Origin of the sequence: Brevibacterium sp. NPDC049920, from assembly GCF_040656435.1 — a bacterium.
In the GTDB taxonomy this organism is placed as follows: domain Bacteria; phylum Actinomycetota; class Actinomycetes; order Actinomycetales; family Brevibacteriaceae; genus Brevibacterium; species Brevibacterium pityocampae.
The window spans coordinates 175329-197725 of sequence record NZ_JBFAMF010000005.1; the positions used below are offsets into that span (position 1 = coordinate 175329).

Annotated in this window: 22 protein-coding genes; 16 read left to right on the top strand and 6 right to left on the bottom strand. The window is 70.7% G+C overall.

Features of this window, described 5'->3' with window-relative positions:
- Positions 1 to 43 precede the first annotated feature (43 nt).
- The 3 genes from AB0I45_RS06735 to AB0I45_RS06745 all read left to right on the top strand — a co-directional run bounded on the left by AB0I45_RS06735 (position 44) and on the right by AB0I45_RS06745 (position 4863).
- On the top strand, positions 44 to 3445 hold the full coding sequence (locus AB0I45_RS06735; protein WP_345030984.1) for a pyruvate carboxylase: 3402 nt from the start codon (positions 44 to 46) through the stop codon (positions 3443 to 3445).
- Positions 3438 to 3929, top strand: coding sequence for a peptide deformylase (gene def / locus AB0I45_RS06740; RefSeq protein WP_137319660.1), 492 nt, complete (start codon positions 3438 to 3440; stop codon positions 3927 to 3929). The genes AB0I45_RS06735 and def overlap by 8 nt, the downstream gene beginning before the upstream one ends.
- Positions 3930 to 4002: 73 nt before the next feature.
- On the top strand, positions 4003 to 4863 hold the full coding sequence (locus AB0I45_RS06745) for a 3-hydroxybutyryl-CoA dehydrogenase (RefSeq protein WP_137319661.1): 861 nt from the start codon (positions 4003 to 4005) through the stop codon (positions 4861 to 4863).
- Positions 4864 to 4968: 105 nt separating this feature from the next.
- Here AB0I45_RS06745 and AB0I45_RS06750 read toward each other — a convergent pair whose 3' ends face one another.
- Entirely contained in the window at positions 4969 to 6246 is a 1278-nt protein-coding gene (locus tag AB0I45_RS06750; RefSeq protein WP_137319662.1) for an aminotransferase class I/II-fold pyridoxal phosphate-dependent enzyme, read from the bottom strand.
- Between the two features lie 53 nt (positions 6247 to 6299).
- On the opposite strand from AB0I45_RS06750, the gene AB0I45_RS06755 reads away from it, so the two are divergent.
- The 4 genes from AB0I45_RS06755 to AB0I45_RS06770 are packed head-to-tail and all read left to right on the top strand — an operon-like array spanning position 6300 to position 10246.
- On the top strand, positions 6300 to 7358 hold the full coding sequence (locus AB0I45_RS06755) for an endonuclease/exonuclease/phosphatase family protein (protein WP_175406958.1): 1059 nt from the start codon (positions 6300 to 6302) through the stop codon (positions 7356 to 7358).
- A 7-nt stretch (positions 7359 to 7365) separates the two neighbouring features.
- Complete coding sequence (locus tag AB0I45_RS06760; RefSeq protein WP_137319664.1) at positions 7366 to 8445, top strand: Ldh family oxidoreductase; 1080 nt, start codon at positions 7366 to 7368, stop codon at positions 8443 to 8445.
- 15 nt (positions 8446 to 8460) lie between these two features.
- Positions 8461 to 9198, top strand: coding sequence for a class I SAM-dependent methyltransferase (locus AB0I45_RS06765; protein WP_137319665.1), 738 nt, complete (start codon positions 8461 to 8463; stop codon positions 9196 to 9198).
- 58 nt (positions 9199 to 9256) lie between these two features.
- Positions 9257 to 10246, top strand: a complete 990-nt coding sequence (locus AB0I45_RS06770) for a zinc-binding dehydrogenase (protein WP_137319666.1) — start codon at positions 9257 to 9259, stop codon at positions 10244 to 10246.
- A 105-nt stretch (positions 10247 to 10351) separates the two neighbouring features.
- Here AB0I45_RS06770 and AB0I45_RS06775 read toward each other — a convergent pair whose 3' ends face one another.
- On the bottom strand, positions 10352 to 10840 hold the full coding sequence (locus AB0I45_RS06775; RefSeq protein ID WP_137319667.1) for an Hsp20/alpha crystallin family protein: 489 nt from the start codon (positions 10838 to 10840) through the stop codon (positions 10352 to 10354).
- 133 nt (positions 10841 to 10973) lie between these two features.
- On the opposite strand from AB0I45_RS06775, the gene AB0I45_RS06780 reads away from it, so the two are divergent.
- The 5 genes from AB0I45_RS06780 (at position 10974) to AB0I45_RS06800 (ending at position 15833) form a co-directional block, all read left to right on the top strand.
- On the top strand, positions 10974 to 11906 hold the full coding sequence (locus AB0I45_RS06780; protein ID WP_295687312.1) for an AEC family transporter: 933 nt from the start codon (positions 10974 to 10976) through the stop codon (positions 11904 to 11906).
- 84 nt (positions 11907 to 11990) lie between these two features.
- Positions 11991 to 13421 (top strand): DUF418 domain-containing protein, encoded by a 1431-nt coding sequence (locus AB0I45_RS06785; RefSeq protein WP_345030993.1) that lies wholly within the window; start codon positions 11991 to 11993, stop codon positions 13419 to 13421.
- Positions 13418 to 14167 carry a DsbA family oxidoreductase gene (locus tag AB0I45_RS06790; RefSeq protein ID WP_345030995.1) on the top strand — a complete coding sequence of 250 codons (750 nt, stop codon included), beginning with the start codon at positions 13418 to 13420 and terminating at the stop codon, positions 14165 to 14167. Before AB0I45_RS06785 ends, AB0I45_RS06790 begins: the two co-directional genes overlap by 4 nt.
- 423 nt (positions 14168 to 14590) lie before the next feature.
- On the top strand, positions 14591 to 15061 hold the full coding sequence (locus AB0I45_RS06795) for a MarR family winged helix-turn-helix transcriptional regulator (RefSeq protein WP_295687307.1): 471 nt from the start codon (positions 14591 to 14593) through the stop codon (positions 15059 to 15061).
- On the top strand, positions 15054 to 15833 hold the full coding sequence (locus AB0I45_RS06800; RefSeq protein ID WP_295687304.1) for an enoyl-CoA hydratase: 780 nt from the start codon (positions 15054 to 15056) through the stop codon (positions 15831 to 15833). The genes AB0I45_RS06795 and AB0I45_RS06800 overlap by 8 nt, the downstream gene beginning before the upstream one ends.
- 384 nt (positions 15834 to 16217) lie before the next feature.
- Here the strand turns inward: AB0I45_RS06800 and AB0I45_RS06805 are convergent, their stop codons facing one another.
- Entirely contained in the window at positions 16218 to 16802 is a 585-nt protein-coding gene (locus AB0I45_RS06805) for an ABATE domain-containing protein (RefSeq protein WP_247424566.1), read from the bottom strand.
- A gap of 244 nt (positions 16803 to 17046) precedes the next feature.
- On the opposite strand from AB0I45_RS06805, the gene AB0I45_RS06810 reads away from it, so the two are divergent.
- Positions 17047 to 17637: a LysE family translocator gene (locus AB0I45_RS06810; RefSeq protein WP_360317525.1), complete on the top strand. Its 591-nt coding sequence runs from the start codon at positions 17047 to 17049 to the stop codon at positions 17635 to 17637.
- 216 nt (positions 17638 to 17853) lie between these two features.
- Entirely contained in the window at positions 17854 to 18366 is a 513-nt protein-coding gene (locus AB0I45_RS06815) for a ferritin (RefSeq protein WP_247424572.1), read from the top strand.
- 84 nt (positions 18367 to 18450) lie between these two features.
- Here AB0I45_RS06815 and AB0I45_RS06820 read toward each other — a convergent pair whose 3' ends face one another.
- On the bottom strand, positions 18451 to 18897 hold the full coding sequence (locus tag AB0I45_RS06820) for a hypothetical protein (RefSeq protein WP_295687298.1): 447 nt from the start codon (positions 18895 to 18897) through the stop codon (positions 18451 to 18453).
- Between the two features lie 134 nt (positions 18898 to 19031).
- On the opposite strand from AB0I45_RS06820, the gene AB0I45_RS06825 reads away from it, so the two are divergent.
- A complete protein-coding gene (locus tag AB0I45_RS06825; RefSeq protein WP_265809333.1) occupies positions 19032 to 19796 on the top strand; it encodes a glycerophosphodiester phosphodiesterase family protein in 765 nt (254 codons plus the stop codon).
- Between the two features lie 70 nt (positions 19797 to 19866).
- A complete protein-coding gene (locus AB0I45_RS06830; RefSeq protein ID WP_345031000.1) occupies positions 19867 to 20208 on the top strand; it encodes an RNA polymerase-binding protein RbpA in 342 nt (113 codons plus the stop codon).
- A 102-nt stretch (positions 20209 to 20310) separates the two neighbouring features.
- Here AB0I45_RS06830 and AB0I45_RS06835 read toward each other — a convergent pair whose 3' ends face one another.
- Both AB0I45_RS06835 and AB0I45_RS06840 read right to left on the bottom strand, forming a co-directional pair.
- Positions 20311 to 21045, bottom strand: coding sequence for a polyprenol monophosphomannose synthase (locus AB0I45_RS06835; protein WP_247424584.1), 735 nt, complete (start codon positions 21043 to 21045; stop codon positions 20311 to 20313).
- Positions 21046 to 21371: 326 nt separating this feature from the next.
- Positions 21372 to 22331 (bottom strand): metal-dependent hydrolase, encoded by a 960-nt coding sequence (locus AB0I45_RS06840; RefSeq protein WP_247424587.1) that lies wholly within the window; start codon positions 22329 to 22331, stop codon positions 21372 to 21374.
- Positions 22332 to 22397: the final 66 nt, after the last annotated feature.

Here is a 22397-nt window from a genome sequence, read left to right on the forward strand (position 1 = left end):
CGCGCCGACCACCATCGACGCCGAGCTGAAACGAGCAACACTGATGTTCTCAAAGGTTCTCGTAGCCAACCGCGGAGAGATCGCGGTTCGCGCTTTCCGCGCCGCCTATGAACTGGGCGCCACCACCGTCGCCGTGTTCCCGTACGAAGATCGCAACTCGGAGCACCGGCTCAAGGCCGATGAGGCCTACACGATCGGGGAGAAGGGGCACCCGGTCCGCGCGTACCTCGATGTCGAGGAAGTCATCCGCGTGGCCAAGGAGTGCGGCGCCGACGCCGTGTACCCCGGCTACGGCTTCCTCTCCGAGAACCCCGACCTCGCCCGGGCCTGCGCCGACAACGGCATCGTCTTCATCGGCCCGAAGGCCGACGTCCTCGAGATGGCCGGCAACAAGGTGCACGCGCTCGAGGCCGCCCGCTCCGCCGGGATCCCCACGCTGGCCTCCACGCGGCCCTCGGCGGATCTCGACGAGCTCCTCGCGGACGCGGAGTCGATGGACTACCCGCTGTTCGTCAAGGCCGTCGCAGGCGGCGGCGGGCGCGGCATGCGCCGGGTCGGCAGCAAGTCCGAGCTCGTCGATGCCCTCAAGGCCGCGATGCGCGAGGCCGAGGGCGCCTTCGGCGACCCCACGGTCTTCATCGAGCAGGCCGTGCAGCGCCCGCGCCACATCGAGGTGCAGATCCTCGCCGACAACGACTCCAACGCGATCCACCTGTTCGAGCGCGACTGCTCGATCCAACGGCGCCACCAGAAGGTCGTCGAGATCGCTCCGGCGCCCCACCTCGATCCGGCGGTCGCCGAGGCCCTGCGCACCGACGCGCTCAAGTTCGCCACCGCGCTCGGCTACCAGAACGCCGGGACCGTGGAGTTCCTCCTCGAGACCGAAGGGCCCCGGGCCGGCCAGCACGCCTTCATCGAGATGAACCCCCGGATCCAGGTCGAGCACACGGTGACCGAGGAGGTCACCGACGTCGACCTCGTGCAGTCCCAGATGCGGATCGCGGCCGGGGAGTCGCTCGCCGACCTCGGGCTCAGCCAGGACAGCATCACCGTCAAGGGCGCCGCCCTCCAGTGCCGCATCACCACCGAGGACCCGGCGAACTCGTTCCGTCCGGACACCGGTACCATCACCGCCTACCGGTCCGCCGGCGGCGCGGGAGTCCGCCTGGACGGCGGCACGGTGTACGCCGGCGCCGAGGTCTCCGCGCACTTCGACTCGATGCTCGTCAAGTGCACGACCCGCGGCCGCACCTTCGAACAGGCCGTCAACCGGGCCCGCCGCGCCCTGGCCGAGTTCCGGATCCGCGGTGTGGCGACGAACATCGGGTTCCTCCGCGCCGTGCTCGACGACCCGGCGTTCATCCGCGGCGACGTCGCCACGACCTTCATCGAGGAGCGTCCGCACCTGCTCGCCGCGAAGGTCGGTGCCGACCGCGGCTCCAAGCTCCTCGAGTTCCTCGCCGACGTCACGGTCAACCGCCCGCACGGCGATTCCCCGGTGGCGCTGCTGCCCAAGGACAAGCTGCCCGCCTTCGACATCTCCGGCGAGGCCCCAGCCGGTCAGCGCCAGCGGCTGCTCGACCTCGGCCCGGCGGCCTTCGCCGCGGACCTGCGGAAGCAGTCCGCCCTCGCCGTGACGGACACCACCTACCGCGATGCCCACCAGTCGCTGCTCGCCACCCGCGTGCGCTCGAAGGACCTGCTCGCGGTCGCCCCGTACACCGCCCGGATGACTCCGGAGCTGCTGAGCGTCGAGTGCTGGGGCGGTGCGACCTACGACGTCGCGCTGCGCTTCCTCGCCGAGGATCCGTGGGAGCGCCTGGCCGCACTGCGCGAGGCGATGCCGAACATCAACCTGCAGATGCTCCTGCGCGGCCGCAACACCGTGGGCTACACCCCGTACCCCACCGCGGTGACCGATGCCTTCGTCGAGGAGGCCGCGCGCACCGGCGTCGACATCTTCCGGATCTTCGACGCCCTCAACGACGTCGAGCAGATGCGCCCGGCGATCGACGCCGTGCTCGCCACCGGGACCACCGTCGCCGAGGTCGCGCTGTGCTACACCTCGGACCTCACCGATCCGGCGGAGGAGCTCTACACCCTCGACTACTACCTCCGGCTCGCGGAGAAGATCGTCGAGGCCGGTGCCCACGTGCTCGCGATCAAGGACATGGCAGGCCTGCTGCGCCCGGCCGCTGCGACCACGCTGGTGACCGCGCTGCGGGAGAACTTCGACCTCCCGGTCCACGTGCACACCCACGACACCGCCGGAGGTCAGCTCGCCACGCTGCTCGCCGCCTCCACCGCGGGAGCCGATGCGGTGGACGCCGCGAGCGCCTCGATGGCCGGCACCACGAGCCAGCCCGCGCTGTCCGCGCTCGTCGCCGCACTCGAGCACACCGACCGGGACACCGGCCTCTCGCTCGCCGCGGTCTCCGACCTCGAGCCGTACTGGGAGGCCGTGCGCAACGTCTACAAGCCCTTCGAATCCGGTCTGCCCGGCCCCACCGGCCGCGTCTACCGCCACGAGATCCCCGGCGGCCAGCTCTCGAACCTCCGCCAGCAGGCCTTCGCGCTCGGCCTCGGCGAGAAATTCGAGGAGATCGAGAAGATGTACGAGGCCGCGGACCGGATCCTCGGCCACCTCGTCAAGGTCACGCCCTCGTCGAAGGTCGTCGGTGACCTCGCCCTGCACCTCGTCGCCGTGGGCGCCGACCCGCAGGAGTTCGCCGAGAACCCGCGCCACTTCGACATCCCGGACTCCGTCATCGGATTCCTGTCCGGCGACCTCGGTGATCCGCCCGGCGGCTGGCCGGAGCCGTTCCGCTCCAAGGCGCTCGAGGGCCGCAAGTACACCGCCCCCGCGGAGAGCCTGTCCGACCACGACTCCGACCTGCTCGGGGAGACCGGCCGGGTGCGCCAGGAGACCCTCAACCGGCTCCTGTTCGCCGCTCCGTCCAAGGAATTCAACCGGATGCGGGAGACCTACGGCGACCTGTCCGTCCTCGAGACCACCGACTACCTCTACGGTCTTCAGGAGGGCGAGGAGCACGCCGTCGTCATCGACAAGGGCAAGGCGCTGCTCGTCGGCGTCCAGGCCGTCGGCCCGGCCGACGAGCGCGGCATGCGCACCGTGATGTGCACGCTCAACGGCCAGATGCGCCCCGTCTCCGTGCGCGACCGCTCCGTCGACGTCGACGTCGTCACCGCCGAGCGCGCCGACACCTCGGTGCCGGGCCACATGGCCTGTCCGTTCGCCGGCGTCGTGACCATGCAGGTCGCGGCCGGGGACAGCGTCAAGGCCGGCGACACCGTCGCGACGATCGAGGCGATGAAGATGGAGGCCGCGATCACCGCCCCGATCGCCGGCACCGTCTCCCGTGTCGCGATCGGCGCCGTCCAGCAGCTCGAGGGCGGCGACCTCGTGGCCGTGGTCGATGCCTGAGAGGCCCATCCGTCGCTTCGGCGATCCGGTCCTCAAGACCGTGACCGACCCGGTCACGGTGTTCGACCGGAAGCTCAGGGAGCTCGTTCGCGACCTGCTCGACTCGACCCGCATGGAGGGGCGGGCAGGCGTGGCGGCCACCCAGATCGGGTCGACCCGCCGTGTCTTCGCCTACCACGTCGAGGGCGAGCTCGGCTACGTCGTCAATCCGGAGCTCGTCGAGACCGGGGGAGAGAAGCGGGAGATCGGGGAGGGCTGCCTCTCCGTGCCCGGGCTCTGGTACCCCACCCCGCGCTGGGAGACCGCCGTGGTCCGCGGCGTCGACCAGGACAACCAGCCGGTCGTCGTGCGGGGCGAGGGCCTCATGGCCCAGATGCTCCAGCACGAGGTCGACCACCTCGACGGACTCGTCTACCTCGACCGGCTGAGCCCGGAGAACCGGCGCGCCGCCCTCAAGGCGGTCCGGGAGTCCGACTGGTTCTGAGCCCGCACGATCGGGCCCGGAGCACCCGAGCCCGTCCGCACTGCAAGCACCGCACATGACTACAGGAGTTGATATGACAATCGAACGCGCAGGAGTGATCGGCTGCGGCCTCATGGGATCCGGCATCGCCGAGATCCTCGCCCGCAAGGGCCTCGACGTCGTCGTCCGCGACATCGACGACGCCGCCGTCGAGGCCGGTCGCGCCCGGGTGGAGAAGTCCTTCGCCAAGGGCGTCGAGCGGGGCAAGATGAGCGCCGAGGACCGCGACGGCGCTCTCGCCCGCCTCCACTTCACCACGGATCTGTCGGCGATGGCCGACCGGCAGCTCGTCATCGAGGCGGCGAGCGAGAACGAGGGGATCAAGAAGAAGATCTTCGCCGAGCTCGACTCGATCGTCACCGACCCGCAGGCGATCCTCGCGTCGAACACCTCGTCGATGCCGATCGTGCGGTTCGCCCAGGCGACCTCCCGCCCCGAGCGCGTCATCGGCATGCACTTCTTCAACCCCGCACCGGTGCAGCCGCTCGTCGAGATCATCTCCTCGCTGCTGACCGACCCGGCGATGGCCGACGAGCTCGACGCCTTCACCACCGAGGTGCTCGGCAAGGTCACCATCCGCTCCGACGACCGCCCCGGGTTCATCGTCAACGCGCTGCTCATCCCGTTCCTGTTCTCCGCCATCCGCATGCTCGAGGCCGGGCACGCGACGAAGGAGGACATCGACACCGGGATGATCAACGGCTGCGCCCACCCGATGGGCCCGATCCGGCTCGCCGACCGGGTGGGCCTGGACACCTGCTTCTACGTCGGACAGAGCATCTACGAGGAGACCGGGGACCCGGCGAACAAGCCGCCGCTGCTGCTGAGCCGCATGGTCGACGCCGGCCTGCTCGGCGTGAAGTCCGGTCAGGGCTTCTACGACGACTACCGCTGAGCCGTCACGGCCGGCCCTCGGCCGGAGACGCGAAGGCCCCCACCGGGAACCCGGTGGGGGCCTTCGCATTCCTGCCGGCGGGTGGGCGCCCGTGCCGGCGGGATCTCAGTCCTGGGCGAGGAGCTTCTCGCAGGCGGCGAGTCGCACGCACACCGCGAGACCCTCGGTGGCGGCGGTGACATCGGCGAGGCTCGGCATCGTCGGGGCGATCCGGATCACCGCGTCGTCGGGGTCGAGGCCGTAGGGGTGCGTCGCACCCGCCGGGGTGAGCTTGACACCGGCCTCACCGGCGAGCTTGACCACCCGGTCGGCGGTTCCGGGGAGCACGGAGAGCGTGATGAAGTAGCCGCCGTCCGGGTCCGTCCATCGCGCCGCCCCGGTGCCGGCGAGGCCGGCCTCGAGCTTCTCGATGACCGCGGCGAACTTCGGGCCGATGAGCGCGGCGTGCTCGGACATGTGCCGGCGCACCCCGGCGGCATCGCCGAAGAACCGGGCGTGGCGCAGCTGGTTGATCTTGTCCGGGCCGATCGACGCGGCGCCGAGGTGGCCGGTGAACCAGCCGATGTTCGCCTCCGAGCCACCGTAGAAGGCGACCCCGGCACCCGGATGGGTGATCTTCGAGGTCGAGGCGAACACCCACACCCGGTCGGGGTGTCCGGCATCCGCGGCGAGACCGAGCACGTCGAGCATCGGGGCGTGGGGCTCGCGCAGGTGGTGGATGCCGTAGGCGTTGTCCCACAGGAGCTTGAAGTCCGGGGCCGCGGTCGGCATCGCGAGCAGGGCGCGGGTGCGCTCCTCGCTCATCGAGATGCCGGTCGGGTTCGAGTACATCGGGACGACCCACATGCCCTTGATCGTGGGATCGGTGGCGACGAGCTCCTCGACCGCGGACAGCACCGGGCCCTCGTCGTCGAGGGGGACGGTGACGAGCTCGAAGCCGAGCGCCTCGGCGAGCGTGAAGTGGCGGTCGTACCCGGGCACGGGGCAGATGATCCGGCGCGGCTGCCCGACCCACGGCGCGTCGCCGTCGACCGTGCCGGCGAGCAGCGCGAAGCTCAGCGCCTGGTGCATGAGAGTGAGGGAGGAGTTGCCCTGCGCGAGCAGCTGATCGGCGGGGACGCCGTAGAGCTCGCCGAACATCTCGCGGAGCTCCGGGAGGCCCTCGAGCCCGCCGTAGTTGCGGACGTCGACGCCGTCGCGGGAGCGGATGTCGTCCCCGGCGACCGCGGTGAGCAGGCCCGCGGACAGGTCGAGCTGGTCGGTGCCGGGCTTGCCGCGGGTGATGTCGAGGTCGAGCCCGCGGGCGGCGAAGTCGCCGTACGCCTCGGTCGCGGCCGCGAGCTCCTGCTCGAGGTCCGCCTGCGAGAGATCTTCCAGTGCCATGCGAAGCCGCCCTTCCCGGGGTCGATGAGGCCTTCCGCTCATATCCTAGTGCGGTGACCCCTGACCCCGAGACCCGCCTCCGCCCGGTCCTGCTCGGTGCGCTGCTCGCCGTCGGGCTCGGCCTCGTCGCCCTGTTCCCCGACGCGCTCGGGCTGCACACCCTCAGCGGCGCGGTGCATCTCAGTGCCCTGCGCGGCCTCGTCACGCTCGCCGCGCTCGGGATCCTCCTCGTTGCCGCAGGCGGCCTGCTCTCCCGCCGGTCGCGGCCGTTCCTCACCGGGTTCCTCGGGTTCGGCGCCGTCCTCGTGCTCGCCAGCGGCGGGATCCTGCTCGGCCGAGGATATTCCGACCCGGGCGTGCCCGCGGCGGAGACCCAGCCGTTCGCCCCGGCGGCCGCCCCTGGGTCGGCCCCGGGGTCCCGGCTCACCGTGCTCACCGCGAACGTCCTCATCGGCAACGCCGGCTACGAGGATCTGCTCCGGGAAGCGGCCGCCGCGCAGGCCGACGTCATCGCCCTCCAGGAGACCTCACCGGCCATCGTCGAAGCGGTCCTCGAGCGCACCGGACTGTCAGCGGAGTATGAGGTGGCGGCGGTGTCGATCCGCTCCGGGGTCGACACCGCGGCGACGATCCTCCTCGTCAACCCGGCGCTCGAGCCGGAGGAGATCGATGGAGGACCGCTGCCCTTCGCCGCGGTCGGTGCGCGCACGAATGTGGGGGACATCTACGCGGTCCACACCTATGCGCCGATCGACCGCAGTATCCGCCAGTTCAACTGGTGGCGCTCGGTGTCGGAATCAGCGAAGCTCTGCACGACCGGGGCCGGCACCCTCGTCGTCGGGGACTTCAACGCCACCCCGGACCACCGGACCCTGACCGGACACACCGATTGCACCGATGCGGCCACCGCACTCGGCATGGGGGCCGTGGGCACCTGGCCGCAGACCGTCGGCGACCGGGAGTGGCCGCGCGGGCTCGGCGCCGCGATCGACCACCAGCTGTTCGATCCGCAGCGCTTCACCGCACACCGCGGCTGGATCCTCGACATCCCGGGATCGGACCACCGCGGAGTGCTCGTCGAGTACATCGTGGACGCCGCGCGGGTGCCATGATGGGCACATGAAACGATACACACCGGACTCGACCCGTTCCCAGATCGATGCCATCATGGCCGGCTTCGGCGTCGACGACGCCACCCGCACCGTGTGCACCGACGTCATGTTCGCCACCGACCTCTCCGGGGTCGACTCCCACGGCATCTCGATGCTGCCGATCTACCACCGGGAGATCGCCGCCGGCACCACCGACCCGGACGCCGTGCCCGAGGTGACCCGCAGCGCCGGGGCCTTCAGCCTCATCGATGGGCACCGGGGGTTCGGCCACACCGCGGCGCACCTCGGCATGCGCGAGGCGATCGCGAAGGCCAAGGAGATGGGCATCGGGCTCGGCTCGGTGGGCAACGCCAACCACTTCGGCGCCGCCGGCTACTACGCGCGGATGGCCGCCGAGGAGGGGCTCATGGGCATGGCCCTGTGCTCGACCCGGGAGGCCCTGCAGACCCCCACCGGCTCCCGCCACCCGCTCATGGGCACGAATCCGCTCGCCTTCGCCGCCCCCGTCACCGGGGAGGAGCCGATCGTCATCGACATGGCCTCCTCCGTCGTCCCCCTCAACAAGGTCAAGGTCTACGGGCTCAAGGGCGAGCCGCTGCCCGCGGAGTGGGTCGTCGACGACGCAGGCGAGGTCGAGACCGACGCCGGGGCCGCGTACGCCGGTCTGTGCAGCCACGACGACCGCCACGGCCTCGTGCCGATCGGCGGGCGCGGCACCCTGTCCGGCGGCCACAAGGGCTACGCGCTGGCCACGATGATCCAGCTCCTGTCCGCCGCGATCCCGGGCGCCGACCAGCCCGGCAGCAAGGCCGGGTTCCACGACGTCGGCTACTTCTTCCTCGCGATCGACACCGAGCTCATCAACCCGGGCGTGGCCGCCGACTACGCGAAGGAGCTGCGCGACACCCTGCGCGGGCTCGAGCCCGTCGACCCGGCGCATCCCGTGCAGGTCGCCGGCGACCCCGAGACCAGGATCCGCGCCGAGCGATCCGCCCACGGGATCCCGCTGGCCGACACCCTCGTCGGTCAGCTGCAGCACGTGTGCGCCGACACCGGAGCGGAGTTCCTCCTCGCGGAGCAGGTCTGATTGGCCGGCCCGCGCATGCCTGCCGCCGGCCGCGAGGCGCACGGCAGGTGCTTCGGCACGGCCGCGGACGTCTACGACGCGGTGCGTCCCGGCTACCCGGACGCGCTCGTCGATGCGATCGCGGCGGACGGGGGAGCGGTGCTCGACCTCGCCGCCGGCACCGGAAAGCTCACGCGCCCGCTGCTCGAGCGCGGCCTCGAGGTCGTCGCCGTCGACCCCGACGGCCAGGCGCTCGCCCGCAACCCGGCCCGCGGGATCCTCGGCACTGGGGAGTCGATCCCGCTGGCCGACGGCAGCGTCGACCTCGTCACCGTCGCCCAGGCCTGGCATTGGCTCGACCCGGAGCGCTCAGCCGCGGAGATCGCCCGCGTCCTCCGCCCGGGCGGAGTGCTGTGGATCGTGCTCAACCAGCTCGATGTGCGCGTCGACTGGGTGCTGCGGCTGAGCCGCATCATGCACGCCGGCGACGTCTACCGCCCGCACTGGCGCCCTGAGCTCGGACCGGGGTTCGGTCGTGTCGAGGCGCGCCTCGACGAGTTCAGCACCCCGGTGGGCGTCGACGACATCGTCGACCTCGCCGCCACCCGCTCCTACTGGCTGCGCTCGCCGCGGCACATCCGCAAGCGCGTCGAGGCCAACCTCCGCGACTACTTCGCCGAGGAGCACCCCGTGGCACTCGGCACCCGCCTCGACCTCCCGTACCTCTGTCTCAGCTATCGCGCACAGCGTCTCACCGACGCCGGATCCGCATGAGGGCAGAACCATCCGTGGGAGGATGAGGAACGGAATCGACTGAGGAGGAGACACGAGAATGCGCGGAGTCCTGCTGACAGAGCACGGCGGACCGGAGGTCCTCGGATGCACCGGGATCCCGGACCCCGAACCGAAGGCCGGTCAGGTCCTCGTCGAGCTGCGGACCGCGGGCATCAACCGCCGCGACGCGCTCATCCGTGGCGGGATCGGCCCCGGCTACCGACCGCACCTGCCGGTGATCCTCGGCTCCGACGGCGCCGGCATCCGCCGTGACACGGGGGAGGAGGTCATCATCCTGCCGTCCCTGCGCTGGGGCGACGACGACGCCTGCCCCGGACCGGATTACGCGGTGCTCGGCGGCGGGCCCGACGGCGGCACCTACGCGGAGCTCATCGCGGTCGACGAGGCCTGCCTGTTCCCCAAACCGCGCCACCTCGCCTGGGCGGAGGCCGGCGCGCTGTCGCTGTCCGGCCTCACCGCATACCGGGCGCTGTTCACCGTCGGGCGGCTGCGGCGCGGCCAGACCCTCGTCATCCTCGGCGCCGGGTCGGGCGTGTCGCTCATCGCCCTCCAGCTCGCCGTCAAGGCCGGCGCGCGCGTCGCGGTGACGTCCTCGAGCGAGGACAAGCTCCGGCTCGCCGAGGAGATGGGCGCTGCGGTCGGCGTCGACTACACCGTCCCGGACTGGGAGCTGCGGCTGCGCGACGAGATCGGAGAGGCCGACCTCGTCCTCGACTCGGTGGGATCGACGCTCCAGGAGTCCGTGCTGCTGCTGCGGCGCGGGGGAGCGGTGCTGTCGATGGGCGGGACCGGTGACAGCGGCATCGTCTCCGACTTCGACATCCGTACCCTCTACCTCCAGCACAAGCGGATCCTCGGCACCGCGATGGGGTCCCCGCGGGACTTCGCCGGGTTCCTCGAGATGGTGTCCGACGGGGACATCGATCCCGTCATCGACTCCGTCTACCCGCTCGACGAGGTCGCCGAGGCGCACTCCCAGCTCGACTCGAACCTCCGCTTCGGCAAGATCGTGCTCTCGATGGAGTGAGGCGCCGGCCGACGCCCGGACATGGAAGAACCGGCCGGGACATCGCGTGATGCGATGTCCCGGCCGGTTCCGCTGTCACCGGGGCGAGGGACGCCCCGAGGATCCTCAGACCGAGGTGCCGGTGCCCGAGGTGCCGGAGTCGGTGCCGGTCGAGGTGCCCAGGTCCGTGGTGACCGTGGTGCTGCGGTCGGTGCCCTGGTTGTGGGCGACCGAGATCTTGCGCGGCCGCGCCTCCTCCGCGACCGGGATCGTCAGCAGGAGCACACCGTCGGTGTAGTCCGCCGAGATCTGGTCGAGGGCGATCCGGTTGCCCAGGGTGAGCTGACGGGCGAAGGTCCCGGTGGGACGCTCACGGGTGAGCCACTTGATGTCCTGGGTGCTCGTGTTCGCGGTGCGCTCGGCGCGCACGGTCAGCGTGCGGTCCTGCACGTCGACATCGATGCTCGCCGGGTCGACGCCGGGCATGTCGATGCGGGCGACGAACACCTCGCCCTCACGGTAGAGGTCCATCGGCAGCGCGGCGGTGTTGGGGGTGCGGGTGACCTCGGAGAAGAAGCGGTCGAGATCGCGGATCGGATCGAACTTGGTGGCCATGTGCATGTCCTTTCAGATGTGCGGTGAAGCCTTACATTGAGTCGAACACACTCAAGTCCGAGATCATTCCCGAGAACCGCCGACTCCGCGCCCGCAGGTTCTGCAGCACGGCCGATCTCCTAGAGTGAGGTCCATGGGATTCGCCGACATCGTCACCGCGCTCGTGCCGGTGGCGGCTCTCATCGCCCTGGGCTTCGGATTGCGGCGCACCCCGCTGTTCTCCTCCGCGGAATTCTGGGCGGGCGCGGAGAAGCTCGCCTACTTCGCCCTCCTGCCGACCCTGCTGTTCCGCAACGTCGCCACCGTCGACATCGCCGCCTTCGACCTCGGCCCGCTCGCACTCGGCCTCGTGCTGCCGACGCTCGGCGCAGCGGGCGTCCTGTGCCTGGTCCACCGGCTCGTCGCGGCCGACGCCCCGGCGTTCACCTCGGTGTTCCAGGGCGGCATCCGCTTCAACACCTACATCGGCCTGTCCCTGTCCGCGGCGCTGTTCGCCGACACCGGGCTCGCGCTCGCGGCGATCATCGGCGCGATCCTCGTCCCCCTCGTCAACGTCCTGTCCTCGCTCGCCTTCGAGCTCTTCCTCGTCGACAAGCACTCGTGGCTCTCGCTCCTGCGCACGGTGGTCCTCAATCCGCTCGTGCTCGGCTGCGCGCTCGGGATCGTCGTCAACCTGCTCCCCGTCGAACTGCCCGGGCTCGCGCTCGAGGTGCTCGACCCGCTGTCGGCCGCGGCCCTGCCGGTCGGCCTGCTGTGCGTCGGCGCGGGGATGCGTGCGATCTCGATCGGCGAGCACGGGGTCGGCCTGGTCGTCGCCGCCGCGGTCAAGCTCCTCGTCCTGCCGGCGGTGACCGTCGCCGCGCTCCTCGCCTTCGGCGTCACCGGCGAGGCGGCTCGCGTGGGCCTCGTGTTCCAGGCGATCGCGACCGCGCCGAGCGCGTACGTCATGGCCCGGCAGCTCGGCGGGAACGCCCGGCTCATGGCCGCCCTCATCGCCGTGCAGACGCTTCTGTCGATGGTCACCCTGCCGCTCGTCCTCGGCCTCGGGTTCCGGCTCCTCGGCTGAGTCCGCGGATCCCGCTAGACTGCGAAGTGCCCCGCCGACGGCACCCGCCCCGTTCGGCGATCCCCGCCCGAAGGCATCGATCGCATGCACACGCCCGAACCCCGCCGGGGCCCGGCCGGCCCGGCTCCTGCGGCCGGTCCCGCGCCGCACACGCCGCACCGCGGACCGGGTCCGCGCGCTCTCGCCCCCGACCTCGCCCGCGGGGTCATGCTCCTGTTCATCGCGATCGCCAATGTGTCGTGGTTCCTCTACGGCGGCGACGAACACCCCGCGGTCGTGCACCCGACCGACGGCACCGTGCTCGACCGGGCGCTCTCCACACTCGCGATCCTCTTCGTCGACGCCCGCGTCTATCCGATGTTCGCCTTCCTGTTCGGCTACGGGATGGTGCAGTTCGCGACCTCGCGCGCGGCGCGCGGGATCCCCGAGCCGGTGGTCCGGCGGATGCTCGCACGGCGCCACTGGTGGATGATCGCCTTCGGGTTCGTCCACGCCGCACTCCTGTTCGCCGGTGACATCCTCGGCGCCTACGGACTCGCCGGCCTCATCCTCGCTGCGCTGTTCTTCCGACGCGCCGACCGGACCCTGAAGATCCTCGTCTGGGTGGTCGTCGCGATGCTCGCCGTCAGCGCGCTCTTCAGCCTGTTCGGCGCGGTGATGGTCTCGTGGGTGCTGCCGCAGGCCACCGGCATGTCCGCCGAGGAGCTCGCGGGCGATACCGGCTTCACCGTCGGCAGCCAGCGCGGCATGCTCAGCGGGGACGGGAACTACCTCGTCTCGGTGGGCGCCCGGGTGCTGTTCTTCGCCCTCGGCCTGTTCGGTCAGCTCCTCGGCCTCGTGGTGCCCGCCTGCATCCTCCTCGGGTGGTTCGCCGCCCGCCACCGCTTCCTCGAGGACTCGGAGCGCCACCGCCGTCTGCTCGGCCGCACCGCGCTGTGGGGGATCCTCATCGGAGTCCTCGGCGCCGTGCCCCAGGCACTGTCGTACCTCGGCCTCCTGCCGCTGGCGGACGCAGCGTGGTGGGGCACCATGGGGCTCGTCACCCTCACCGGCATGGCCGGCGGGGTCGGCTACGCCGCGCTGTTCGGTCTGCTCGCGCTGCGACTGCGCTCCCGCGTCAGGTCGCCGCTGCGCGCGGTCGCGGCCGTCGGCAAGCGCTCGCTGAGCTTCTATCTGCTCCAGTCGCTGATCTTCGCTCCGCTGCTGGCGGCCTGGGGATTCGGCATGGGGGAGTGGATGGGCACCGCAGGGGCCTACGCACTGGCGGTCGCGGTCTGGGTGCTCTCGCTCGTCATCGCCGGAGTGCTCGAATCCCGCGGCCGGCGGGGGCCGGCCGAGGCGCTGCTCCGGCGCCTGACGTACCGGCGGGACGATCCCGCAGGACTCCACCCGGCCGGTGCCGTGCCCACCCGGTCCGACCCGCCGGGACCCGCAGGACCGGGGCGGCCGCCACCGCCACAGCCGTCCGTTCCTCCACCGCCCATCGACCCTCCGTCCCGAGGAGCCTCGCCATGACCATCCGCATCGACATCTGGTCCGACATCGCCTGCCCGTGGTGCCGGATCGGCAAGGCCCGCTTCGAATCGGCGCTGGCGCGGTTCGCGCACCGCGACGAGGTCGAGGTCGCGTGGCACGCCTTCATCCTCGATCCGGACCTGCCGGTGCGCTACGACGGTACCGAGGTCGAATACCTCATCGAGCGCAAGGGCATGCCGCGCGCCCAGGTCGAGGCGATGACGCAGCAGATCGCGCGGGCCGGTGCGGGGGAGGGGCTCGACTTCGACTTCGATTCCGTGGTGCCCTCGTCCTCGCTCGCCGCGCACGCGCTGCTCAAATATGCGGAGGCCACGGGTGCGGACATCGGGGCAGTGGAGGACGCGCTGTTCGACGCGCACTTCCGCGACGGCGAGGTCATCGCGGATGCGGACGTGCTCGTGCGGATCGGGGCGGCGCAGCGCCTCGACGCCGGCGCGGTGCGCGCCGGACTCACCGACCCCACGGTGGTGCGCGCGGTGCAGGCCGACCTCGCCGCGGCCCAGCAGATCGGCGTTTCCGGGGTGCCGTTCTTCGTCTTCGAGCAGAAGTACGGGGTGTCCGGCGCTCAGCCGGCCGAGGTCTTCACCCAGGCACTCGAGCAGGTGTGGGCGGAGGTGCATCCGCAGGTCGGACTGACGCCGCTGGGGGAGCCCGATGCCGCCGCGTGCGGGCCGGACGGATGTGCGGTGCCGACGCGCCCGGACGCGGGTGCGGAGCAGTCCTGACCTCGGGTTAGGATTGTCCACGACGACTCGGTGGGAGGTGAAAGACATGATCGATGTGCTGCTCTCGATGGCCATCATCGGCGGGATGCTGGTGCTGCCCCTGCTCGCGATCGTCGTATTGCCGACGGCCGACCAGAAGTCCTCGCGTCGCTCGACCGACCGCTGATCGGATCCGAACCTTCCAGTGCCCGCTCGTCCTCTCCGGACGGGCGGGCTCTGTCATTCACGCGCTGTGCACCACCCGCAGGCCGAGGTCCTCGAGAAGCTGGGGGAGAGGCGGCCCGACCTCGGCCTGCAGTCAGGTGGCGGGAGGTGCGGGCTCACCGTCCATGACCGAGCACCACTGTGCTCGCGTCACAGCGGTGACGGAATGATGGACCCGACGCTCGACAGATGCTTCGTATGTGACCTAGTATTGTTCGTATGCGAAATGAATTCGCGGGATCCGCGCCCGCCCCTGAGCGGAAGCCCCGTTTCATCTATCTGCTCAACCTCGCGCAACGCTCGCTCCAGGCCGCCCTCCACGACGATGCGGGGAAACAGAACTCCGCCCGGGCCGGCATCCTCTTCGCCGTCGGGGACGACGATTCGGGGCGACCGACGAAAGAGCTGCGCGCGCAGCTGCGGCTCAGCCCCTCCGCGCTGTCCGGTCTGCTCGACCGGATGAGCCGGGACGGACTCGTCGAACGCCGTCCCGACCCGCACGACGGGCGCGCCGCGACAATCGTCCTCACCGCGGAGGGCCGGACCGCCCGGGCCGAGGCGGTCCGGACCGCCCGCACCATCAACGACCGGCTGTGCGAGGGCTTCGACGCGAGCGAGCTCGCCCTCGTCGAGCGCTGGCTGGAAACCGTGACTACCCGATTCTCACCAGGAGAGAAGAACGATGAATGACAGCACGCAGCACAGCAGCATCCGAACGGAGCGATCCGACGGCGTCCTCACGCTCGTCATGGACCGCGCCGAGAAGAAGAACGCGCTGACGAACGAGATGTACGGAATCCTTGCGGACGCTCTCGAGGCGGCCCAGGACGATCCTGCGGTCCGCGTCGTCGTCATCCGGGGTGAGGGGGACATGTTCACCGCGGGCAACGACGTCGGCGAGTTCGCCGCGAGCACGCCGGACAGCGGACCACGCCACGTGCGCCGGTTCGTCCGCGCGATCGCGGAGTTCCCCAAGCCGCTGCTCGCCGCCGTCCAGGGTCGGGCGGTCGGCGTGGGGACGACGTTGCTGCTCCACTGCGACTACGTCGCCATCGCCGAGGACGCGAAGCTCTCGACGCCGTTCGTCAGCCTGGGACTGGTCCCGGAGGCCGCCTCGAGCATGCTCCTGCCGGCCCGGATCGGCCACCTGCGCGCATTCAGCATGCTCGCGCTGGGGGAGACCGTGAGAGGCGACACGGCTGTGGAATGGGGACTCGCCACGACAGCGGTTCCCGCCGCCGAGCTCGTGCCCACGATCGAGGCCGTCGCCGCCCGGATCGCCCAGCTGCCGCTCGGCGCGGTCCGCGCGACGAAGCAGCTCATGCGCGACACCACGGCGATCACCGAGCACATGCGCGTCGAGGGTGAGGAGTTCGCCGCACGTCTGACGAGCCCGGAGGCCAAGGAGGCGTTCACCGCCTTCGCGGAGAAGCGCAAGCCCGACTTCTCGCAGTTCAGCTGAACGGGGAGCGGGGCCGGCGCAGACGTGCGGAACCGGGAGGGGGTACGTCTGCGCCGTTCCCGCCCTCTTCCCCTCTTCCGCCCGTAGTTAACATAATGTATATTATCGGCTTTGCGGGAGAGCAACGCCGTCCCGGCGTTCGTTGAACTCCAGCGCCCACGCCACCTGCGAGATCGGCCGATGCCTCTGCTCCGCGAATCGGGCCGTGTCCACGGGGATCAACGACGCGAACATGCTCGCCGAGCGGGCCGAGGAGATCACCGGAGCGAGCACAACGGCCCGAACGACCACCCGAGGTCGACTCATTGAACCGCACCCGCGGGGTGGGCCCCGGACCGGTCGAGCTCACCATCCCATCATTTCAACCCGGGAGGATCCTGCCGATCACGTGTCGCGGGACGAACCGCCGGCGCTTCGCCTGTTGGCCAGAAAACGTGCCTTCTTCTCGCGGTTGCCGCAGGTGTTCATGTCGCACCATTTTCGGGTCCGGCTGCGGCTGGTGTCGAAGAAGGCCGCCCGGCACGTCGGGGATGCGCAGAGTGCGAGCCTGCCGTCGCGCGCTCCGGAGATGATGCCGATCGCGCTCAGCGCTACGACCCCCAGGGCGCCGGCCACTGGGCCCCCGGGTCCCAACTGCCAACCAAGGCCACCCTCCGTAGTGAGGAGAGCTGAAGCGGACCCGTTGATGCTGGCCATGTTGATGACCTCGCGAGCCTCAGGCGGAAGCGGCTCACCCCGTGCCGCCGCTGTGCCGCATACGTGGACGGCCTCGCGCAGCTCGCGAGCACGGTCAAGATCGGCCTCACTGCAGGCCACCACGTCAAGACCGTTGGCGATGAACCAGTCTGCAAGGCGCGACGGCACGGGAATGCGTTCCACGCGGTCCCCGTGACGCTCGGTGAGTGTTCCGGTGAAGCACATCGCCAGTTCCGTTCCCGGGCGGAACGGCGGGTATCTGGTCGCCGACATGACTGCGAGTCTACCAATTCGGAACCGACATTGCTGGTTGCACGGACGGCGACCGGCTGTTAGAACTACCCATGACGGTTCCTATCGAGCGGAGTGAACATGCCCCTGCCCGCCTTCTGTCGCTCGCACCTCACGGCAACCCGGCAGCCAACGGTTTGGTCCCCCGCATCGATTGCCACCTGGGCCATCCTGATAGACGGGCAAGCCCGTGGTTGACCTGCTGGTCCTCCCCGCCTTCGTCGGGGTGATCCTAGCCTTCTTGGCACCACCCGGGCCGGACATGACCTACATGATCGCCGTGGGCCTGCAAGGGGGCCGGCGGGCAGCCGCCCGCGCCATCCTCGGGATCGGAACCGGGATGAGCGTCTACGCCGCCGCGGTGGTCCTCGGGTTGGCCAGGCTCATGCAGGCCAACCCTGCAGTCCTGGACGCCGTGCGACTGGGCGGGGCGGCCTTTCTGGTGTGGATGGCCTGGACGAGCCTGCGCGACGCGCGTCGAGGGAGCACCGACATCGATCAGGTGCGCGCCGGCCGGTGGTACGTGCGGGGCGTGATCATCAGCCTGACCAACCCCAAGCTCATCCTGTTCTTCGTCGCCGTCCTCCCCCAGTTCATCGGCAGAGCGGAGAGCCCAGAACTGCAGCTCGCGATGTTGGGCGCGGTCAACGTCGCCACCGAGGTTCTGCTGTACGGGGCAATCGGCCTCCTGGCGGGCGCTTTCGCCGCCCGCTTCGCACAGAATCGACGTGCCAGCCGCCATCTTCACCAGTTCGCCGGGGCTGTCTACCTCTTGCTCGCCCTGGCGATCGTCGTCGACACGGTACGCACGCAGTGACCGCCATAGTGAACTGTGCGGGGTGACGTTCCGACTCATCTGACGGAGAAGTTCCGACATCTTCTATGGCAACGGGAGCCCGCAACGCCTGCTCATCCGGGCCCCAGGCTGAGGTCAGCCTATCCACACATGCCGCGCTCCCCTTGCAGGACTACGATGTGAGCACAGCGTGACTCGCGTCATGCTCCACCGTTCCGGACCCGAAAGGAAGCCTCCATGCGTCTGTCCGACACCATGGCCCGCGCCCTCAGCGACCAGGTCACCCTCGAGCTCACCGCGTCGATCGTCTACCTCCAGCTCGCCATCGAGCTCGACAACCAGGATCTCACCGGCATGAGCTCGTGGATGCGCGCCCAGGCCGAGGAGGAGCAGGTCCACGCTGCCAAGTTCATCTCCCACTCCCTCGACCGCGGATCCGCCCCGCAGATCGGCACCATCGAGGCGCCGAGCTTCTCCGGCCGCACGCCGGTGCAGCTCTTCGAGGCCGCTCTCGCCCACGAGGAGAAGGTCTCCGAGGCGATCCGTGAGCTCTACCGCACCGCCCAGGCCGAGGGCGACATCGACATCCTGCCGCTGCTCAACTGGTTCGTCGACGAGCAGCTCGAGGAGGAGGCGAGCGTCGGCGAGATCGTCGGGCGCCTCACCATCGTCGGCGACGACGGCTCCGGACTGCTCCGCATGGACAGCCAGCTCGGCAGCCGCACCCCGGACATCGACAGCGGCGAGTGACCGCACGCACGAAGGCCCCGATCGGATGATCGGGGCCTTCGTCGTCTCCGCCGACTGAATGCCCGGCGGGTGGTGCTGGGTCCGTCAGCGGCGGAGCAGGCGGCGGGCCTGTCCGGCGCCCTTCGTGACACCCTCCTGCGCGACCTGGAACACGCGGTCGACCTTGCCGGTGCGCACCGCGTCGGAGAGGCGCGTGCCGATGCCGGCGATGAGGCCGTTGATCTTCGTCTCGGTCCAGTCCACCGGTCCACCGGGGGCGGCGGCGCGGTGGGCCTGGGACTTCGCCCGGTCGCCGATCCGAGCGCTCTCCGTACGGGCGCGCTCGGAGTAGGAGCGGACCCGATCGACGGGCTGATCGGCGAAGTCGCGCACGCCGCTGCGGGCGGACTCCGCCCGCAGCCGTGCGGCATCGGCGGCGCGCACGCCGCCGGAGATCACCTGGTCCGCCGCGGCCCGGATGCGATCCGAGGCGCTGCGATGGGTCGAGTCGTACACTTCGGTCGGTTCCACGGGTTCACGATGATCGCTCATACGCCGATTGTCCCCGGTCACGGCCGCCGTGGTCAACGTCAGGGAGCGCTTCGTCGCACCCACACAGGCGATCCTCAGGCGGGCGCCGGTGGACCGGCGGGCCCGCGGGTCGACGCTCGGCTACTGTGGGTGCGATGACCGGACCGGAGACGATCGCCCACCGCGGCGGACTGTGGGACGACGCCGCGGAGAACACCATCGAGGGCTTCCGACGCTGCGCGGACCTCGGGCTCGACTGGATCGAGACGGACGTGCACGCCTCCCGCGACGGGGTCCTCTACGCCGTCCACGATCCCGACCTCGCTCGCCTCGCCGGCCGCCCCGAACGCCTCGGCGACCTCGACGCCCGGACCCTCGATCGGATCGAGCTCACCGGCGGCGGTCGACTCCCCCGCCTGGCGGACGTGCTCGAGGAGCTCCCGGGCGTGTCCTTCAACATCGACGTCAAGGCCGACCGGTCCACCGCCTCCACCGTGCGCCTGATCCGCGCGATGGACATCGGCTACCGGATCCGCCTCGCGTCGTTCTCCACCCGCCGGCTCGCCCGGCTGCGTGCCGCGCTTCCGGGCGTGCGCAGCTCCGCGGGCACCGCCGAGGTCGCCGCGTTCCTGCTCGCGGGCCGCCGGGCCGCCCACCGGTTCGATCCGGACCTTGATGCCTTCCAGGTACCGCACCGGCGGTCCGGCATCACCGTCGTGACGCGCCGCTTCGTCGACCGTGCTCATGCCGCCGGGCTCCTCGTCCACGTCTGGACCGTCAACGAACCCGCGCACATGCGCGAGCTCGCCGCGCTCGGGGTCGACGGCATCGTCACCGATCACCCGGCCCGGGCACTCGCCGTGCTCGGGAATCACCTGCCTGCGGGTGATCCGCCGTCGCCGGGGAATCCTCGTTCCTGAGGAATGAAAGCGCCCGGTAGACTGTTGGACTGGATTGTTCGATCGTGCACGACCGGAAGGTGGACCAGGAATGAGTGAGCGCAGCCTGCGCGGGACCCAGTTGGGCTCGCGGAGCCTCGAATCGGACGTCGGCGTCGAGCCGGCGCCGCGTCAGGTCGTCGAGTACGCCTGCGAGGACGGGCACACCTTCACCGTCCCGTTCTCCGTCGAGGCCGATGTGCCCGCGACCTGGGACTCGGGAACCCACGGCATCGGCATGCGGGTGGGCGGCGAGGAGCCCGAGGCGGAGCCGGAGAAGCACGTCCGCACCCACTGGGACATGCTCCTCGAGCGCCGCTCCTTCGAAGAGCTCCAGGTGCTGCTCGACGAGCGGCTGGCAGTGCGGCGTGGAGAGGCCCCGCTGCAGAGCTGACCCCCTGAAAGCGCACGATCCCGCCGAGAGGACTCGGCGGGATCGCTGCATTCAGGGATCGTCGCATTCAGTGGTGGTCGCCGACCGCCGCCCGATGTCGCGTCAGCGACGGAGCAGGCGCCGGACCTGACGCCCGCGGCGCTCGAGGCCCCAGCGGGCGACGTTTGTCATCGCCTCGGAGATGATTCCGCCGTGCATCTTCGACTCCCCGAGCTCGCGCTCGACGAAGGTGATCGGCACCTCGGCGATCCGGAAGCCGGCCTCGTCCACCCGCTTCGTCATATCGATCTGGAAGCAGTAGCCCTGGGACTCGATGTCGTCGAGCGCGATCGCCGCAAGTGCCTCCCGCCGGTACGCGCGGAAGCCGGCGGTCGCGTCACCGACCCCGAGACCCATCGCCGCGTTGACGTAGAGGTTCGCCCCGCGGGACAGCAGGTGGCGGTTGCGCGGCCAGTTGACCACCGCTCCCCCGGGGATCCAGCGGGAGCCGATCACGAGATCCGCGCCGCCCTCGATCGCCGCGAGCAGCTGCGGCAGGTCGCGGCCGCGGTGCGAGCCGTCGGCGTCCATCTCGCAGATCACCGCGTAGTCGCGCTCGAGGGCCCAGGTGAAGCCGGCGACATACGCGGCACCGAGGCCGTTCTTCGCAGTGCGATGGAGCACGGAGATGCGCGGATCGGCCGCCGCGGCCTCGTCCGCCCACTCCCCCGTGCCGTCCGGCGAGGCGTCGTCGACGACGAGGATCTCGGCCGCGGGCACCCAGGTGCGGATCGACTCGATGGTGTGCGGGAGAGAATCCCGCTCGTTGTACGTGGGGATGACGATGAGGGTCTTCATAGGCACTCCCCCACCCTAGAGGACACCGGCGGGTGGGCCGGTGAGGCACTCCGGCGTGAATCGATGGACCCGGCCCCACCGACTTCGGACCGTGGAACCGAGAGGCCCACGTTTTCTAATGCCGGCGGGAACCGGGTCGCGCTCCCGCAACGGGAGCGTCAGAGTCGAACCTACCCGCCGAGCAGGGTTCCGCAAAATCGCTCTGACCTGGGACGATGCCTATCCGCCCAGGTGAACAGCGGGTTGCGGGAGCAGAAAACAGGTCGAAGAATCTCAGCACTCCCGGCGTGTCGCGCATGTCCGCGCCGCGCCGCTCGGCTAAGCGGTCACACCTCGGTGCCGCGCACCCACACCGTGCGCAGCCGGGGCAGCGATTCCGGATCGGTCAGATCGGGCAGCCCCGGGGTACCGGAGCGCGGATCGGTGCTCCACGCCGCCACCCGCTCGTCGGCGACCTGCACCGCGAGCCCGTCGACCTCCCAGCGCACCGCAGTCGCCAGCGCGCCGGGGGCGAGCACGCCGGCCTCGAACCGACCGAGCGCACGCAGCCCGAACCGGGTCGCGCAGTTGAATGCGGCGCGTGCGGAGATGCCGTCGGCCGCGCCGTACACCGCTGCGCTGAGCGAGCGCCAGGGGGATGCGGGATCGAGGGCGAAGCTCAGCTGCACTCCGGCGGAGAGCATGGTGCCGAGCGGCTGCTCGTGGCGGGTCGGGTCGAGGGTGACCGGGATGCCGTGACCGGCGAGCTTCTCCACACCTGAGGCAGGGACGGGGCAGCCGACGAGCAGCCGGTAGCCGTGGCGCTGCGCGTGGGTGCGCACCACGGGATCCTGGAACAGCTCGAGGGCGGTCCGGAGCTGCTCCGGGGAGTCGACGAGCGCGAACTGCGGGTGCTCCGGCAGGTGCTGCGGGTCGAGCTCGGCGATGCCCACCGCGCCGGTCGCGTCGGTGCGCCCGAGCGGGTAGGCGACGATGTCGAGCCCCGGGGGCGCGGCGGCGGCGAAGTTCTCCACCGTCGTGCTCTCCCCCACGACGTGCGCGGTGGTGATGCCGGCGGCCAGGAGCTCCGCGGGCGACACCTCGACGTCCCGGAGGTCCACCCCGGCGCTGACGAACCCCGGGGTCACGAAGTCCTCGGCGAGGTCGACCTGGTTCCCGCCGAGCTCGGCGGCGGCCTCATCGGACCCCACCCAGGTCACGGTGTCGCCCTCGAAGGCGATGGCGGTGGCGAAGGGATCGGCGCTGCTGTAGACGTCGCCGTGATGCAGAACTGTCCTGGAAGTCACCCGGTCATTCTGCCACGGCGGGCGGGGCGCGATGCTCCCCCGGACCCGTGTCCGAGGGCCGTTGTA